Below are 16,331 nucleotides of genomic sequence, written 5' to 3'. Positions count from 1 at the left end.
GGACAACACGATGTTTGACTTGAGCGGCCGCAAGGCCCTGGTAACCGGCGCATCCGGCGGGATCGGCGAAGAGATCGCCCGGCTCTTGCATCGCCAAGGCGCGATCGTCGGCCTGCATGGCACGCGCGTCGAAAAGCTGGAGGCACTGGCAGGCGAGCTGGGCGATCGCGTCAAGATCTTTCCGGCCAACCTGTCGGACCGCGCCGAAGTCAAGGCGCTGGGCGCCAAGGCCGAGGAAGAGCTGGAAGGCGTCGACATCCTCGTCAACAATGCCGGCATCACCAAGGACGGTCTCTTCGTGCGCATGAGCGACGAGGATTGGGACGCCGTGCTGGAAGTCAACCTGACCTCGACCTTCCGCCTGACGCGCGAGCTGACGCATCCGATGATGCGCCGCCGTTACGGCCGTATCATCAACATCACGTCAGTCGTTGCGGTAACCGGCAATCCGGGCCAGGCAAACTACTGTGCCTCCAAGGCAGGTATGATCGGCTTCACCAAGTCACTGGCGCAGGAAATCGCAACGCGCAACGTGACCGTCAACTGCGTGGCGCCGGGCTTTATCGAAAGCGCGATGACAGGCAAGCTGAACGACAAGCAGAAGGAAGCGATCATGGGCGCCATCCCGATGAAGCGGATGGGAACCGGCGGCGAAATCGCCTCGGCTGTCGCCTATCTCGCCTCGTCTGAAGCAGCCTACGTGACGGGCCAGACTCTGCACGTCAACGGCGGCATGGCTATGATCTAAAAAGGAATTGGCTGTTGGGAGGTTTTTTCGTTCCAATAGCATGTTGAGCAACGCAACACGTTTGATTTTCTGGCTTTGCGACAGACTTAAACCGTGTTAAGCGGGCCATGACTGTGAACAGTCGCCCGAATGATGCAGACGGATCGGCCGGTTTTTCAATGGCTGGTCCGGATATGAAAGCCGGGTTGAACGAGTTTGCCAGCGGCGGTGCTTAGGCGCCGCAGGTTGAAACAGGGTAGGGATGTCATACGGCATTCTGATTAGGATATAAGGTCGAGGAAAACCGACATGAGCGATATCGCAGAACGCGTGAAGAAAATTGTTATTGATCATCTTGGCGTCGATGCCGACAAGGTTGTTGAAAGCGCCAGCTTCATTGATGACCTCGGTGCGGACTCGCTCGACACCGTTGAACTCGTCATGGCTTTCGAAGAAGAATTTGGCGTAGAAATTCCGGACGACGCTGCCGACTCCATCCTGACGGTTGGCGACGCTGTAAAGTTCATTGAAAAGGCCCAGGCTTAATCGCTTGTGGTTGAAAAGGGCGGGCTCCGGGAGTCCGCCCTTTTTCGTCCGGGGGTGCCGGATGTATTTTGCGACGCATGACATGAAGAAAAAGACGGGGGCCCGCAGTCGATGAGACGTGTCGTTATCACTGGTACCGGCATGGTATCGCCATTGGGTTGCGGCACTGAAGTGTCCTGGTCACGGCTGATCGCTGGCCACAACGGCGCGCGTCTTGTCACCGAATTCGAGGTCGAGGATCTCCCCGCCAAAATCGCCTGCCGCATTCCCGTTGGCGATGGTACCGACGGCACATTCAATGTCGATGACTGGATGGAGCCGAAGGAGCAACGCAAGGTCGATCCCTTCATCATCTATGGCATGGCCGCTGCCGACATGGCGCTGGCCGATGCGAACTGGCACCCTGCCACCGACGAAGATCAGATTGCGACGGGCGTCATGATCGGCTCCGGCATCGGCGGTCTCGAAGGCATTGTCGAGGCGGGCTATACGCTTCGCGACAAGGGTCCTCGCCGCATTTCTCCCTTCTTCATTCCCGGTCGCCTGATCAATCTCGTATCCGGCCAGGTTTCGATCCGTCACAAGCTGCGTGGCCCGAACCACGCCGTCGTCACCGCTTGCTCGACTGGCGCCCATGCGATCGGCGACGCAGCACGGCTGATCATGCTCGGCGATGCCGATGTCATGGTGGCCGGCGGCGCTGAAGCGCCTGTCTGCCGTATTTCGCTGGCCGGTTTTGCCGCCTGCAAGGCGCTTTCTACCCAGCATAACGATGATCCGCAGAAGGCATCGCGACCCTATGATCGCGACCGCGACGGCTTTGTCATGGGCGAAGGTGCGGGCATCGTGGTGCTCGAAGAACTGGAACATGCCAAGGCGCGTGGCGCCAAGATCTATGCCGAAGTCGTTGGCTACGGCCTGTCCGGCGACGCCTATCACATCACCGCTCCGTCGGAAGACGGCGAGGGCGCCTTCCGCTGCATGACCTCGGCTCTGAAGCGTGCCGGCATCACGCCGGGCGACATCGACTATATCAATGCCCATGGCACCTCGACCATGGCCGATACGATCGAGCTCGGCGCGGTTGAGCGCCTCGTCGGCAATGCCGCCTCGCGCATCTCCATGTCTTCCACCAAGTCGGCCACCGGCCATCTGCTGGGGGCCGCCGGTGCAATCGAGGCGATCTTTGCGACGCTGGCAATCCGCGATAATATTGCGCCGCCGACACTCAACCTCGACAATCCCGAACGGGAATCGGCGATCGATCTTGTCCCGCACAAGGCTCGTGAGCGAGAAATAAACGTAGCGCTGTCCAACTCGTTCGGATTCGGCGGCACCAATGCGTCACTTGTGCTGCGTCGCTATGAGGCATAACGACAGGTCCTGATCGGCTCGAGATGGAGGCTAACGGGGCCTCCATGTCTCCTGAACCTGTTTTTGCCGCATTGCTTGGCCAAAGAGCAGGCAATGACAAAAAGAAGGGATTGCTGGTGAGCGATACGAACCAGGGCGGCGGCGCCCCGAACGGCCACGAAGGCCAGACGGGGCAGAAAGGGCCGATCATTCCAAAATCGGCCAGCGAAGCTTTGCGCCCTGAACGTGTCCCCGAGCCTCCGAAGCGCTCCCGGAAGGCACGCAGCCAGACCGTCATTTTCCTGAACTTCCTCATGACGCTGGTCGTCTTCGCCTTCGCATTGGCGATTGCCGGCACCTACTATGCCCTTTCGGTCTATCAGGCGGCCGGCCCGTTGACGACGAATACCAATTTCATCGTCCGCAATGGTGCGGGTATCAGCGAGATCTCCTCCCGTCTGGAAGCGAGCAACATCATCTCCGATGCGCGTGTCTTCCGCTACCTGACCGCCACACATCTGCACGACGGCGAGACGCTGAAATCAGGCGAATATGAGATCAAGGCTGGCGCTTCCATGCGCGATATCATGGAACTGCTGAAATCAGGCAAGTCGATCCTCTACTCGGTCTCGCTGCCGGAAGGACTGACGGTTCGCCAGATGTTTAACAAGCTGCAGGCCGATCCGGTCCTCGAAGGCGATCTGCCCTCGGCGCTGCCTCCGGAAGGCAGCCTCAGGCCGGACACTTACAAGTTCTCGCGCGGAACGAAGCGGTCGGAAATCGTCGACCAGATGCAGGCGGCCCAGCAGAAGCTCGTCGACGAGATCTGGGAGAAGCGTGATCAGAATCTTCCGATCGCCAACAAGCAGGATTTCGTGACCCTTGCGTCGATCGTGGAGAAGGAGACCGGACTTGCCGACGAGCGCGCTCATGTCGCGTCCGTTTTCCTCAATCGTCTTGGCAAGAACATGCGTCTGCAATCCGATCCGACGATCATCTACGGCCTGTTCGGTGGTGACGGCAAGCCGACCGATCGCCCGATCTACCAGTCGGATCTCAAGAAAGAGACGCCTTACAATACCTACATCATAAAGGGTCTGCCGCCGACGCCGATCGCCAATCCAGGCAAGGATGCGCTCGAGGCCGTCGCCAACCCCTGGAAGTCGCAGGATCTCTATTTCGTGGCTGACGGCTCGGGCGGCCATGTCTTCGCCGCGACGCTCGAAGAGCACAATGCGAACGTGAAGCGGTGGCGTAAGATACTGGCGGAGAAGGGCCAGGACCCGAGCGCGATCGCGGTCGACGGCCAGCCCGATGACGCCAGCAGCGCTGCGGGTGCGAGCGGCGGCGGGGCACAGCCCAGGAAGAAGACGAATTGAGACTTGACCTCATAGCATTTAACGGAGGCTCGGATGGCACTGCAGTCCATGACCGGTTTTGCGCGGCGCGAAGGCACAAGCGGGCGTTATCGCTGGGCATGGGAGTTGCGATCGGTCAACGGCAAGGGCCTTGACCTGCGGCTGCGGTTGCCGCCCGGCGTAGACCGGCTGGAAACCGATATTCGCCGACTGATCGCTGAACAATTCGCGCGTGGCAATCTCCAGGCTTCCCTCTCCCTGTCCGCCGATGAGAGCCGTTTCGAGGCTGTTCTGAACCAGCAGGCCCTCTCTGCCGTCATGGCGGTACGCGAGCAACTCGCGGGCGTTATCGACCCGGCTCCGTTGAAGCTGGACACGCTTCTGTCGATCCGCGGCATTGTCGAATTCCGCGAGACGGAAGAGGGCGAAGAGGCGGCTGCAGCACGAGACGCGGATATCATGGCTGGCCTCGAAGGCGCCCTCTACGATTTGCGGACCATGCGCCAGCATGAGGGCCGGGCGCTCGGTCAGGTGCTGCTTGGTCATGTCGAGACCATCGAGACGTTGACTGCGACCGTGGAGCGCGATCCTTCGCGCTCTCCATCCGAGATCGCTTCGAGACTGGTCGCCCAGGTGGCCGTGCTTCTGGATGGCGCATCCGGCCTCGACCGCGAACGCCTGCATGCCGAGGTGGCCCTGTTGGCCACCAAGGCTGATCTGCGCGAGGAAATCGACCGCCTGAAAGGCCACATTGCGGCCGCCCGCGAGTTGCTTGCAAAGGGTGGCCCCGTCGGCCGCAAGCTTGATTTCCTTGCACAGGAATTTAACCGGGAATCGAATACAATCTGCTCGAAATCGAACTCTGCCGCCGTCACAACTGCAGGCATCGATCTCAAGGTCGTTATCGACCAGTTTCGTGAGCAGGTTCAGAATTTGGAGTAGGTATGAAGCCGGTATCAACCTCGCGTACTCAGATCGCCCGTCGAGGGTTGATGCTTGTCATTTCATCGCCATCGGGTGCCGGCAAGTCGACGATCGCCCGTACTCTGCTGGAAACGGACAAGCAGATCAGCCTGTCCGTCAGCGTCACCACGCGCCAGCGCCGTCCGAGCGAAATCGAGGACATTCATTATCATTTCAAGAGCGTGCGCGAATTCGAACGGATGCGCGATTCCGACGCTTTGCTCGAATGGGCAGAAGTCCATGGAAATTTCTATGGAACGCCGCGCGAGCCTGTCGAAACGGCGATGGCCGATGGCCGCGACATGCTGTTCGATATCGATTGGCAGGGCGCCCAGCAGCTTCAGGAAAAGATGTCGGCCGACGTCGTCTCGGTCTTCATACTGCCGCCGACTATGACCGAACTGCAATCTCGATTGCATCGCCGCGCGGAGGACTCCGAAGCTGTCATCCAGACGCGCCTTGCCAATTCGCGATCGGAAATCGAGCATTGGCGAGAATACGACTACGTCATCGTCAACGACGATCTGAATGCTGCCTTCGAAGCGGTGCAGTCCATTGTCCGCGCCGAGCGCCTGCGTCGTGACCGCCGCCATGGCATGTTCTATTTCGTTCGCGGGCTGCTGGAAGAAGAGCCGAAGCTCTAAAATCGCCCAGCTTTAAAGGAAGTTCGCCAGACGGCAGAATTCCTCGATCGACAGCGTCTCGGCGCGTCGCGTCGGATCGATATCGGCTTTGACAAGCAAAGCTTCGCCGCCAATCGATTTCAGGCTTTGGCGCAGCATCTTGCGCCGCTGGCCGAACGCAGCTTCTGTCACCTTTTCCAGCTTGGCGACCGGGCAGGGGATGGGATTTGCCTTCGGCGTGAGGTGCACGACGGTCGAGGTCACCTTTGGCGGCGGCGTGAAGGCCTGGGGCGAGATGTCGAAGGTCATGTGGGCCTCCGTTCGCCAGCCGCAGAGCACGCCGAGACGGCCATAATGATCGTCATCCTCGCGAGCGACGATGCGCTGGCCCACTTCCTTCTGGAACATCAGGGTCAGCGATTGCCAGAACGGCGGCCATTGCGGTGGCAGGAGCCAGTTGACCAGCAGTTGCGTCCCGACATTATAGGGAAGATTGGCGATAATGCGCACCGGCTCGCCTGCAGCGAGCGTGGCAAAATCGGTCTTCAGCGCATCGCCTTCGATGACCTCGAGCCTGCCGGGATAATGGTCCGCGATCTCCGCCAGAGCCGGTAAGCAGCGCGAGTCCCGCTCAACGGCGATGACCTTCTTGGCGCCGAGCGCCAGGATTGCACGGGTCAGCCCGCCGGGGCCAGGCCCGACCTCGAAAACGGTGACGCCTTCGAGCGGTCCGGCCTGTCGGGCGACCTTCTGCGTCAGGTTCAGATCGAGAAGGAAATTCTGGCCGAGCGCCTTTCGAGCATCCAGACCGTAACGCTGGATGACGTCACGCAGCGGCGGAAGGCCGTCAAGTGCTGCCATCAGAGACGGCTTCCGGATGCGCGGCTGATCTCGGCCGCAAGCTTGAGCGCAGCGACGAGGCTGTGCTCTTTGGCAACGCCTTTGCCGGCGATACCGAATGCGGTGCCGTGATCTGGCGACGTGCGAACGAAGGGCAGACCCAGTGTTACATTAACGGAATCATCGAAGCCCAAAGCCTTGGCGGGAATAAGCGCCTGGTCGTGATACATGCAGATCGCCACATCGTATCTGCGGCGGGCGTCGTCGTGAAACATCGTGTCGGCCGGCAGCGGACCGAAAGCGTCGATGCCCTCCGCCCGCAATGTCTGGATCGCCGGCAGGATGATCGCATCGTCTTCTTTACCGAGCGCCCCGTTCTCTCCCGCATGAGGATTGAGCCCGGCGACCGCAAGTCTGGGGTGGGCAATGCCGAAGCGCGCCTTGAGGTCCGCATAGGTGATCCGGCACGTCTCGACGATAAGATCGGTCGTCAGAGCACCCGGAACGTCCTTCAGCGGGATATGGATGGTGACGGGGATCGCCCGAAGCTTCGGCCCGGCCAAAAGCATGACCGGCATGACGGGCTTTCCTGTTGCCCGCATCGCAAGATCGGCCAGAAATTCCGTATGTCCCGGGAAGCCGAAACCCGCTTCGTAAAGAACCGATTTCGCGATCGGATTGGTCACGACCCCTAGCGCCTCGCCCGCCATGCTGAGGGAAACAGCTGTCTCGATCGCAGCAATCGTTCCCTTGGCTGTTGCCATATGCGGTTCGCCGGCAACGACATCCACGCCTGATGCAATGGGGAGCACGGGCAGGGCGCTGGCAAAGGCGCTGCAAGCGGTCGCGGCGTCCGCATCACGCAGAGGCACGGTCAAGCCGAGCTGCCGCATCCTGCTCTCAAGGACTTTTGGGTCGCCGATGAAAAGAAAGGGCGGTAATCCAAGCTCCGTACGCCGTGTCCATGCCACAAGCGTGATGTCCGGACCTATGCCGGCGGGATCGCCCTGAGTGAGGGCGAGGGGGCGCGAAAAGAGCGACGACATGAACTCGATCAGCGATAGAGGATCTGGGCCTTGGAGCGCAGTTCGTCCATATACTTCTTGTCGTTGGCGCTGACCGCCTGATCGCCGCCCTTGCCGATATCCTCGGCGCGGAAGACTGCGGCAGCTGCAACGTCGTCATTGACCTGCCGCTGTGAGCAGATGGCGAGGTACTCGACGCCGCGATCGGTGACCAGCGTCGGTGTCGTATTGCCCGACGCCTTTTCGATCAGCGGCTTCCAGCCGTCCGGCAGCTCGGGCGCCAGCACACGACCGAGGTCTCGAACGGAGACATCATGCATGGTGGCAGCAAAGACCTTGGCCTGGTCGCAGCCGGGGAATTTCGCGCGCGACGCTTCTGCTTCGGCTTTTCGTTGCGCGGTGATCGCATTCCTCTTGGCCGCCGGGATGACGAAGATGACCTGCTTCAGGAAATATTCCGTCGTCGCAGGCTTTTCCTTGTTCTCGGTCATGCGCTTGACGAGGTCGTCGTTCGACATCTTGGCCGATCCGTAGCGCGCATTGATAACACGGGACCAACTCATGGAAACGGCGATATAGGATTTGAAATGGTCGACGCCGACGCCCATCTTGTCCAAAATCTGGCCAAGCTGTTCGGTGGACATCTTGTTGCTCGTGGCGAAACGGCCGAAGGCTGCATCGACATCCTGCGTGCTGACAGACATGTGGACACGCGTTATTTCCTGGCGCTTCAGCGTTTCATCGACGAGCTGCTGTACCGCAAGCTTGCCAAGATCGCCCTTCTGGTGCTGCAGCTTCAGGAAGTTGACGCGCTTGGCGACGTCGCCGCTGGTAATCGCGGTGTTGTTGACGACAGCCTTCACTTCGCTGCCACCGCCACCGGTCGCCGCGTAGGCCTGCGGCACTGCAATTGCCGCCATCGCCAATACGGCGGCTCCAATCACCATGGCGCGCATCGGTGTCCTTGCAGAAAACATCAATTACCCCTTCCCAAAGGTCGCGTATCGGGCATCGTCACATCTACGGATTAAGTCGAACGACACCGGCGATTTTGAGCCATACATCTACAGCAAGGACCGTGAATTGCACAATCCTTGCGGCGAAACAATGACATCCAGTGTGGATTATAATCGCGCGACGGAAGAGACGACCAGGCGGCAGCCGCTAGGTCGTCTCCTCTGGATCAGAACGTTGTGTTCTGAGTGTCACCCAAATTGATATCACCCAGCGTACGGAAGGTGATGCGAGCGCCAACCGACCAGTCGCTCGCCGTCTCATTGGTTGAGTCCTTACGCGAGATAAAGGCGAGGGTGAAAATGGTGCACTCGTCCTCGTAGGAAAGTCCAACCCCCTCGCGGGTTATCTCGTCGTTGTTCAAGTCATACGAAACCGTACCGAAGATCGACCAGTAGTCCTTGAACTTGTACTTGGCGCTGCCCTGGATTTCGTCCTGGTTCTCCAGGAACCCATAGTTCGGCTGAGCTGCAATATGAGTATAGACCAGCGAACTCTGGAAATCCGGATTGCTATAGCTGACGGCCGTATCACCGCGCTTATAGCTTAGATCTTGTTCATCCAGGCGGTAGGAGGTCGAAAGCGAAATGCCCTGCGGCGTCGTCACTCCCACCATTCCGACGTAGTCGGAACTCCGCGTCTCCAGACCCGATTCCGCCCCGGCACCGACCAGATCGGGTGTCGCAAAGGAATTCATGCCCGCGACCTGATAAGACTGACCGGCAATACTCTGCAGCTTGTAGCCGCTGTCGAAGCTGCCGGTATAGCGAATACCGAGATTGGCGCGCGTGCCGCCTTCCACCCGATCGTAGCCGGAGAACTTGTCGCGGTCGAACAGATTGGTGGCATCGAAGACGAAGCTCTGCGCATCCTCGTTGGGAAGCTCGCCCGCAAGCTGTTCGTTCGGACGCGCATAGATCTGCGCGATCGGTTCGAACACATGCGTGCTGTTGCTGGTCGAAACGAGGATCGGGTACTTCGCCTCAAGCCCTGCAGTCAGCATGCCGCGCGTGGCAGTGCTGTTGTCATCGAAGCTACCCGTATAGGATAGACCCTGCGAACTCGGTGAATCCATACCAAGGCCAAACGCGTCGCCACGTGCTGCGAGCAACGGTGTCAGTTGCAAGCCTTCGTCAGTCGTAAACGTTCTCTGCCACTGCACTTCCGTCGTCAGGCGCGTGTCAGTTCCGGACAAGCCTAGGAATCTGTTGTTGAAGTCTGCCGGACTGAGCGTGCTCGCCGTATCGCGGGACAGGTTCGTGAAGTTCACGGTGGCGGAAAGTTCGCCGCCTTCCACGGATTCCGGCGCGACATAATGATAGTCGATGACAGGATAGACGATCGACTGCTGCTTCTCGGCGGTCACGGCCGAAAGATCCGGGTCCGTCGCTGCATTCTGCACGTCGAAATAGTAGGCCCGCGCGTCGAAATAGTTACGCTTGCCAATGCCCGTCAAATAGGCCTGGTTGGTATGTGTGCTCTGGTTGAAGCCGGTCAAGTTGTAGGTGCGAGCAAAATCGTTGTCGCTCTGCAACATCGCATCCCAGCCGAACGCCCAGCGCGGATTGATCTTGAAGTCGCCCTTGGACGCTACAAATCCGCGCGTTGTCTGCTTCGAGTCAGTCGTGCCCGAGTTGAACTGGTTGGGATTCGATTGATCTATCCCAGCGAAACGCAGCGTGTGGGTGCCGTTTTCGAAGCGGTTGCGAACCTCGCCCTGCAGAAGGAACCCCTGGCTCGTATAATACGTGCCGGTGACCGTCGCATCCATGCTTGGCGAGATCACGTAATAGTAGGGAACGGAGGCGCTGAAACCGAGATTTTCGTTGATGCCGAAGCTCGGGAACAGGAAGCCTGACTTCCGCTTGACGGTATTATCCGGAACCTGCATCCACGGGACATATGCGATCGGCTGGCCGAAAAGCTCCATCCGGGCGTGATGCAGGGTGACGGTATGCGTCTTGCCATCCTGCACGACACGCTGCGCCTTGACTTGCCACAGCGGAGCACGCCCAACCGCGGAGCACGGCAGGCAGGCGGTATAGACGCCCTTGGTCAGGATCATCTGGGTGCCGCCCACGCGCTCGCCCTTTTCAGCGGCAAGGCGGGTATTGTCGGGCATTTCCAGACGCAATGCGTCAACGAAACCATCCGAGAAATTGTCGGTGACATCCATGTGGTCACCGTACATGCGGTTGCCGTCAGGCGTGATCAGTTCGACATTGCCTGTCGCCGTCATCCTGCCGGTCTTCTGATTATATTCGACGCGCTGCGACACCATGCGGTAGCCGCCGTAATTGATCTGCACGGCGCCGCTCGCCGTTACGATCTGCGTATCCTTGTTATAGATGAGCTCGTTCGAGGACAGAACGAGCTTCGATCCTTCAGGAACCTTAACTTTCGTGCCTGGCGTTGTTGCCGCCGCGTCATTTGCCTGTGCATAGACGACAACCGGGCTCGCCACGACGAACACATAGGCAGCCGCACCCGAGAGCAGGGCAGCTACGATTTTGCCAATACGCTTGCGGTTACTGACCGCCACTAGCCGTCCTCCTGATGAAGCAGAATCGTTGCCCCGAGAGCCAACGCGACGATGACTGGTATCCAGGTCGCTACGAAGGGGGGAACCACGCCGCTGCTTCCGAATGCCTTTACAAGCACGGTGACCACATAAAGCACGAAGCCTGAAATGATGCCACCCAGAATCACCGAACGTGATTGGTTGAATCTACTGAATTTTAGGGACACGGTTGCTGCGATCAGCGTCATTGCCACCAGAAGGAATGGCTGCGACAGCAACGAGTGAAATTGTGTCTCCAACGCCTTGGTTGAGATGCCGAAATCTTTTGCAATCGTAATTCGATTAGAAAGATCATAAAAAGCAATGGTTTCCGGATCTACCAAACGCTGGGAGACGAAGTCCTGTTTCAGATTCGTACGAACCTGTACCGTTGTCTTGTGAGCCGGGATTTCACCCGGCGCCCTCTCGACGACGTTGTTAAGAAGCCAGTAACCATCTTCCAATTTTGCCATGGCAGCATCCTGCCGCAGCACGATGTTCCCCTGTGAATCAAAGTGGATAAAGACCGGGTTGATAAGTGTTAATCCATTGTTCTGGATGGCCTTGGCGCCGATGATCACGTCGTCCTTGCCGCTGATCTGGCGAAGCCACGGAACAGTGAGCGTATTGCGGTAGGAGGGATCGCCGCGCAGGTCTCCCTCGATGGCTTCCGCCTGCCTTTGTCCCCAGGCGGCGACCGGATTGAGCGCCAGCATGGTCAATAGGCCAACAACGATCGCACCACCTACGAAGGGCGTCATGAACTGCCAGACTGAAACGCCGGCCGCGCGCGCCACGACCAGTTCCAGGCGCCGGTTGAGCGCGATCAGCACCGTCATCCCCACGAACAGCGCGATGAACGGTACTGTCTGCTGCAGAATAAGCGGAAGCCGCACCGCTGTCATCACCAGGCCGACCGTTACCGTGTAGCCCGGCAGACCGGCAAGCCGGCCGGCGGTTTCGCTGAAGTCGACCAGAAAGACGATCGAGATGACGCCGAGGAAGAACCAGAAGGTCGTCAGCATATAGCGGACGAAGAAGTAGCGGCCGAGCGTAGTGAAGATAAAGAAGTAGCGGCCGAGCGTATCGAAGATCATGCTTCGCCTCCGCTCGATCTCTTCGGCATGCGCCCCTGTATCGCAACCCAGACGGCGGAAAGGCGGCTGCCGATCGTGGCCGGCATCATTTGCCGCTTCGAACGACTGAGCAACAGAATCGCGATGAGGGCTGCCCCGATATTCAGTGCGTAAAGCACGAATATATAGAAAGGCGAATTCTCGATCTGGTTCGCGGCATAGAAATCCGCCCAACGCAGCGCGAATGCGATGGTTAGCGCCGAGACCAGCGGATGCAGGCGTGCCTCGCGGTGCGAACGCGCGTCCCCGGCAATGACAAGCGAAATGAGTGCGAAGACTGCAGGCAGAGCCCAATCCGTGAGGCGTCGGTGAAGTTCGGCCCGATAGCCGCCCGGCTTTGCCCGATAATCCGGATCGTTTGGATCAGGGTGAAGCAGGAATCCGAGATCACGGTCGCTCGAGCGCAGCGTCGCCTGACCCTTGTTTGCCGTCATATCCGAAAGATCGAACGAATAGGAAGCGAACTTGACGATGGAAACGTTGCCATCGGGCGTCTTGCGGTGGACTTCTCCATCCTTCATCAGCAGTGACGTGCCGGAGGGATCGACCGCACCTTCCTTGGCATAATAGATGAGATCGGAGGCCGGATCGCGCGAATCCGCGACGAAAAGGCCCTTGAGGATACGTCCCGACAGGCGCTGCGATATCTGGACGTAAAGCCCGTCTTCGATACGCCGGAAATTCTTTTCCTCGATAACGGTCGACAGCAGATCCGCATAGGCGGCAGCCACCATCTGGCGCGCCGCAACCTTCGCCCGAGGCTCGACCATGTTGTCCACGAAGAAGGAAAAGACGCTCACTGCAAGAGCAAGCAGCATGATCGGTCGGATGATCACGCTGCGATTCGCGCCCGCCGCCTCCATGACCGTCAGCTCCGAATCATTGTTCATCGCTGTCAGCGTCTGAGCGATACCGATCACCATGGCAAAGGGCAGCACGACCGGAATGATGGTCGGCAGGATGAGGGTGGCGAGCTTCGCGAAGGAGCCGATCGACTGACCGCTATCGGTCACGAGATTGATGCGCTGCAACACCTGGGTGGTCCAGATGATCGCGAGAACCGGCAGCAGGGCTACCAGGAACATTTGGCCGACACGCCGAATGATATATATCTCGAGTAGTTTCATGCCGGCCCTTGGATACAATGCCCCACCGCAGCACGATGGCCCGGCAGAGATTCATTGCTCTACGATGTTTGATATTTTTTTGCGACAACCCGATTGAAAAAATTTCGTTAAAATTCAGAAATTTTTCTGCTGTGTGTCGTTTGGGATAGCGCGAAAAGAGCCAGAAATATGACGGGCGATGAAAGCCAGCCGAGCACGGCGTCTGAAAGATAATGTCCGCCGAAGGCGACCCGAAGGGCGGGGATGAGGATCGATACAACGCCGATCGGCAACGCAAGAGCCGAGCGGGCCGGCTGCGGAATCAGGAAAATCAGGCAGAACATCCAGCCCGCTGAGGCCGCCTCTCCGGATATGAAGGAGCAGTTGCTCACGCATTTGCCGGCAAAGGAACCGGCATGCACGAAATCGAGCATTCCACCGAAAAGGTCCGTCTGCCGCGGGCGGGGGCGACCGGAAAACGCCTTGAGCCAGAGATTGACGATGATCACCGGCCCTACGATCAGCGAGCCGAGCGCGATCTTGAGGTTGCGGGCACGCACGACATTGAAGGTCGCACCATGATGCTGCAGACAGTCGAACAGCATCCAGCAAAGGGCAATGGCGACGACGTAGGGCAGCTGGAAGAAGACTTCGCGCAGAATACGCAGATGCGGATCTTCACCATAGGGGAAATCGCCGCAAATCTTTTTGACCGCAACCGGACACTGCTCGGGTTTGAAGAAAAGCCCTGCGACGCTCAGATCGATCTCAGGGAAGGTGGCGAAAATAGCCAGCAGCAGCCACCAGAGACAGAACAGGAGGATGAAAGCATCTCCAGCCGTCTGCGGGCGCAAGAGGGTCGGTAAAAGCCCCCCTCGTTCTGAGCTTTCAAAATTGATGATCAAGGTAATTCCGTCGAAAAGCGATACTTGCTGCATCGCAGCAGACAAGCTTCGGGGTTCCTTTAGCAGCTCCAAATGACAGGGATTTGAAGGTCTTCGGTGGATTTCCCGGTCGAAAGATTCGCCAGCAGCTTGTATTCGATGCGGAAACCCTGAATGATCGAGGCTAATAAGGTCCAATTACTTTCAGTGCCTTCCCCCGGAGCAGATATGTCAGCAAAATTCGAGATTACCTTCGCAAAGTCAGTACGGCTGAGCGGCGGTCTTGCCATTCTCTTGAAAGATATCGACAACGAGTTGCCGGCGGGTGCCGCGATCGCGGATCCGGCAAATGTTTTCGCGAAGGCGGCGCGGATTGCCCGCTATTCTGCCAAGGGGCTGAACGCGCTCGACATCGTCGCGCCGGAAGGTTCGCCTGCGGATCGCATCTTTGTCATCGGCGGCGGGAAGGTGGCCGATCTTAATGCCCATGATTGGCTGAAGCTCGGTGGCGCCGCCGCAGCGCGGATAAAGAATGTCGAGAAGGTCGCAATCTTCCTGGATACGCCGGGCGCTGAGGCGAGCGGAAAGGCAGCAGCCGATTTCGCTCTGGGCATGCTGTTGCGCGCCTATAGCTTCGATACCTACAAGACCAAGAAGAATGACGACGAAGACAAGGCGAGTTCAAAATCGGTCAAGGTGACGATCGTCGTTGCGAATGCCTCTGCGGCAAAGAAAAGCTTCTCCGACTCCGAGGCGATCGCATCGGGCGTCAACCTTGCCCGCGAACTCGTCAACGAGCCGCCGAATGTCCTCGGTCCAGTCGAATTCGCGGCCAAGGCAAAGGAGCTCGAAAAGCTCGGCGTCGAAGTGGAAATCTTGACGGAGCGCGAAATGCGCCGCCTCGGTATGGGCGCGCTTCTCGGCGTGGCGCAAGGCTCGGTTCGCCCGCCGCGCCTGGCGATCATGCAGTGGAAGGGCGCCAAGGCAAAGGACAAGCCGGTCGCCTTCATCGGCAAGGGCGTTGTCTTCGATACGGGCGGTATTTCGATCAAACCGGCAGCCGGCATGGAAGACATGAAGGGCGACATGGGCGGCGCGGCCGCGGTGACCGGCCTGATGCACACGCTTGCTGCCCGCCAGGCCAAGGTCAACGCTATCGGTGTCATCGGCCTTGTCGAAAACATGCCTGATGGCAATGCGCAGCGTCCCGGCGACATCGTCACGTCGATGTCGGGCCAAACCATTGAAATCATCAACACGGATGCTGAAGGTCGCCTCGTACTCAGCGATGCGCTCTGGTACACCAACGACCGCTTCAAGCCGCAATTCATGATCAACCTCGCCACGCTGACGGGCGCGATCATGGTCGCTCTCGGCAATCTGCATGCCGGCCTGTTTTCCAACGACGACCAGTTGGCGAACCAGCTGATAGCGGCAGGCCTGACGACGAACGAGCGCCTCTGGCGCATGCCGCTCGGTCGGGATTACGACAAGCTGATCGACAGCAAGTTCGCCGACATGAAGAATACCGGCGGCCGTAACGGCGGCTCGATCACGGCTGCACAGTTCCTCAAGCGCTTCGTCCAGGAAACGCCCTGGGCGCATCTCGATATCGCAGGCACGGCGATGGGTTCCATTCAGGACGAGATCAACCAGTCCTGGGGCTCCGGTTTCGGCGTACGCCTGCTCGATGAACTGGTTCGGGCAAATTACGAATCGGGAAGCGAGAAGTAGGCTGCGGCGTGACCGAGGTCCTTTTCTACCACCTGACGGAATCGAAGATGGAAGACGCGCTGCCGCCGCTGCTCGACAAGAGCGTCGAGCGGGGCTGGCGCGTTGCCGTCCAGACGCGAGAGACGGCAAGACGCGATCTGCTCGATGCCCATCTCTGGACCTTTCGCGAGGACAGCTTTCTGCCGCACGGGACCGACGAAGGCGACATGCCGGAAGAGCAACCGGTGTTGCTGACGACCACCACCGATAACCGCAACGCCGCAACCGTCCGCTTCCTCGTCGACGGCGCCGATGCGTCGACGGTCGAGGCCTATGATCGCGTGGTCTTCATGTTTGATGGCTACGACCAGGGCCAATTGGAAGGCGCCCGCACGCAATGGAAGAAGCTGAAAGGCGAGGGGCATAAGCTCACTTACTGGCAGCAGACCCCGGAAGGGCGCTGGGAGAAGAAGGCGTAGGGCT

At 59.1% G+C, this 16,331-nt stretch carries 15 protein-coding genes; 8 read left to right on the top strand and 7 right to left on the bottom strand.

Annotated features, from left to right (window positions below; all coding sequences use genetic code 11):
- Positions 1-10 precede the first annotated feature (10 nt).
- The 6 genes from fabG (at position 11) to gmk (ending at position 5,591) form a co-directional block, all read left to right on the top strand.
- Complete coding sequence (gene fabG, locus EV561_RS02270) at positions 11-748, top strand: 3-oxoacyl-[acyl-carrier-protein] reductase (RefSeq protein WP_132517175.1); 738 nt, start codon at positions 11-13, stop codon at positions 746-748.
- A 288-nt stretch (positions 749-1,036) separates the two neighbouring features.
- Positions 1,037-1,273, top strand: coding sequence for an acyl carrier protein (locus tag EV561_RS02265; protein ID WP_003547058.1), 237 nt, complete (start codon positions 1,037-1,039; stop codon positions 1,271-1,273).
- 111 nt (positions 1,274-1,384) lie between these two features.
- Positions 1,385-2,647 (top strand): beta-ketoacyl-ACP synthase II, encoded by a 1,263-nt coding sequence (gene fabF / locus EV561_RS02260; RefSeq protein ID WP_132517173.1) that lies wholly within the window; start codon positions 1,385-1,387, stop codon positions 2,645-2,647.
- 116 nt (positions 2,648-2,763) lie between these two features.
- The gene (gene mltG, locus EV561_RS02255; protein ID WP_245512564.1) at positions 2,764-4,005 is read left to right on the top strand and encodes an endolytic transglycosylase MltG; all 1,242 of its coding nucleotides are present in this window, start codon (positions 2,764-2,766) and stop codon (positions 4,003-4,005) included.
- A 33-nt stretch (positions 4,006-4,038) separates the two neighbouring features.
- Complete coding sequence (locus tag EV561_RS02250; protein ID WP_132517169.1) at positions 4,039-4,926, top strand: YicC/YloC family endoribonuclease; 888 nt, start codon at positions 4,039-4,041, stop codon at positions 4,924-4,926.
- Positions 4,927-4,928: 2 nt separating this feature from the next.
- Positions 4,929-5,591, top strand: coding sequence for a guanylate kinase (gene gmk, locus EV561_RS02245; protein ID WP_132517167.1), 663 nt, complete (start codon positions 4,929-4,931; stop codon positions 5,589-5,591).
- Between the two features lie 12 nt (positions 5,592-5,603).
- Here gmk and rsmA read toward each other — a convergent pair whose 3' ends face one another.
- The 7 genes from rsmA to EV561_RS02210 all read right to left on the bottom strand — a co-directional run bounded on the left by rsmA (position 5,604) and on the right by EV561_RS02210 (position 14,156).
- The gene (gene rsmA / locus EV561_RS02240) at positions 5,604-6,431 is read right to left on the bottom strand and encodes a 16S rRNA (adenine(1518)-N(6)/adenine(1519)-N(6))-dimethyltransferase RsmA (RefSeq protein ID WP_132517165.1); all 828 of its coding nucleotides are present in this window, start codon (positions 6,429-6,431) and stop codon (positions 5,604-5,606) included.
- On the bottom strand, positions 6,431-7,456 hold the full coding sequence (gene pdxA, locus EV561_RS02235; protein ID WP_132517164.1) for a 4-hydroxythreonine-4-phosphate dehydrogenase PdxA: 1,026 nt from the start codon (positions 7,454-7,456) through the stop codon (positions 6,431-6,433). The genes rsmA and pdxA overlap by 1 nt, the downstream gene beginning before the upstream one ends.
- Positions 7,457-7,464: 8 nt before the next feature.
- Positions 7,465-8,412: a peptidylprolyl isomerase gene (locus EV561_RS02230; protein ID WP_132517162.1), complete on the bottom strand. Its 948-nt coding sequence runs from the start codon at positions 8,410-8,412 to the stop codon at positions 7,465-7,467.
- Between the two features lie 206 nt (positions 8,413-8,618).
- Positions 8,619-10,991 (bottom strand): LPS-assembly protein LptD, encoded by a 2,373-nt coding sequence (locus tag EV561_RS02225; RefSeq protein WP_132517160.1) that lies wholly within the window; start codon positions 10,989-10,991, stop codon positions 8,619-8,621.
- Entirely contained in the window at positions 10,991-12,106 is a 1,116-nt protein-coding gene (lptG, locus tag EV561_RS02220) for an LPS export ABC transporter permease LptG (protein ID WP_132517158.1), read from the bottom strand. The genes EV561_RS02225 and lptG overlap by 1 nt, the downstream gene beginning before the upstream one ends.
- Complete coding sequence (locus tag EV561_RS02215; protein ID WP_132517156.1) at positions 12,103-13,272, bottom strand: LptF/LptG family permease; 1,170 nt, start codon at positions 13,270-13,272, stop codon at positions 12,103-12,105. The genes lptG and EV561_RS02215 overlap by 4 nt, the downstream gene beginning before the upstream one ends.
- 107 nt (positions 13,273-13,379) lie before the next feature.
- Positions 13,380-14,156, bottom strand: a complete 777-nt coding sequence (locus EV561_RS02210; protein ID WP_132518044.1) for a phosphatase PAP2 family protein — start codon at positions 14,154-14,156, stop codon at positions 13,380-13,382.
- A 207-nt stretch (positions 14,157-14,363) separates the two neighbouring features.
- On the opposite strand from EV561_RS02210, the gene EV561_RS02205 reads away from it, so the two are divergent.
- Together EV561_RS02205 and EV561_RS02200 are read left to right on the top strand one after the other, a co-directional pair.
- A complete protein-coding gene (locus EV561_RS02205) occupies positions 14,364-15,869 on the top strand; it encodes a leucyl aminopeptidase (protein ID WP_132517154.1) in 1,506 nt (501 codons plus the stop codon).
- 8 nt (positions 15,870-15,877) lie between these two features.
- Entirely contained in the window at positions 15,878-16,327 is a 450-nt protein-coding gene (locus tag EV561_RS02200; RefSeq protein ID WP_132517152.1) for a DNA polymerase III subunit chi, read from the top strand.
- The last annotated feature ends 4 nt before the right edge of the window (positions 16,328-16,331 follow it).

Source organism: Rhizobium sp. BK376 (genome assembly GCF_004341625.1).
GTDB lineage: Bacteria > Pseudomonadota > Alphaproteobacteria > Rhizobiales > Rhizobiaceae > Rhizobium.
Note: the sequence above shows the minus strand (reverse complement) of the source record. Positions and strands in the feature narration are given on the sequence as shown.

What these genes read in the sequence shown, in the direction of transcription:
- fabG (WP_132517175.1), top strand. Translation starts at nt 11, where the DNA reads ATGTTTGACTTGAGCGGCCGCAAGGCCCTGGTAACCGGCGCATCCGGC.
- EV561_RS02265 (WP_003547058.1), top strand. Translation starts at nt 1,037, where the DNA reads ATGAGCGATATCGCAGAACGCGTGAAGAAAATTGTTATTGATCATCTT.
- fabF (WP_132517173.1), top strand. Translation starts at nt 1,385, where the DNA reads ATGAGACGTGTCGTTATCACTGGTACCGGCATGGTATCGCCATTGGGT.
- EV561_RS02250 (WP_132517169.1), top strand. Translation starts at nt 4,039, where the DNA reads ATGGCACTGCAGTCCATGACCGGTTTTGCGCGGCGCGAAGGCACAAGC.
- gmk (WP_132517167.1), top strand. Translation starts at nt 4,929, where the DNA reads ATGAAGCCGGTATCAACCTCGCGTACTCAGATCGCCCGTCGAGGGTTG.
- rsmA (WP_132517165.1), bottom strand. Translation starts at nt 6,431, where the DNA reads ATGGCAGCACTTGACGGCCTTCCGCCGCTGCGTGACGTCATCCAGCGT.
- pdxA (WP_132517164.1), bottom strand. Translation starts at nt 7,456, where the DNA reads ATGTCGTCGCTCTTTTCGCGCCCCCTCGCCCTCACTCAGGGCGATCCC.
- EV561_RS02230 (WP_132517162.1), bottom strand. Translation starts at nt 8,412, where the DNA reads ATGTTTTCTGCAAGGACACCGATGCGCGCCATGGTGATTGGAGCCGCC.
- lptG (WP_132517158.1), bottom strand. Translation starts at nt 12,106, where the DNA reads ATGATCTTCGATACGCTCGGCCGCTACTTCTTTATCTTCACTACGCTC.
- EV561_RS02215 (WP_132517156.1), bottom strand. Translation starts at nt 13,272, where the DNA reads ATGAAACTACTCGAGATATATATCATTCGGCGTGTCGGCCAAATGTTC.
- EV561_RS02205 (WP_132517154.1), top strand. Translation starts at nt 14,364, where the DNA reads ATGTCAGCAAAATTCGAGATTACCTTCGCAAAGTCAGTACGGCTGAGC.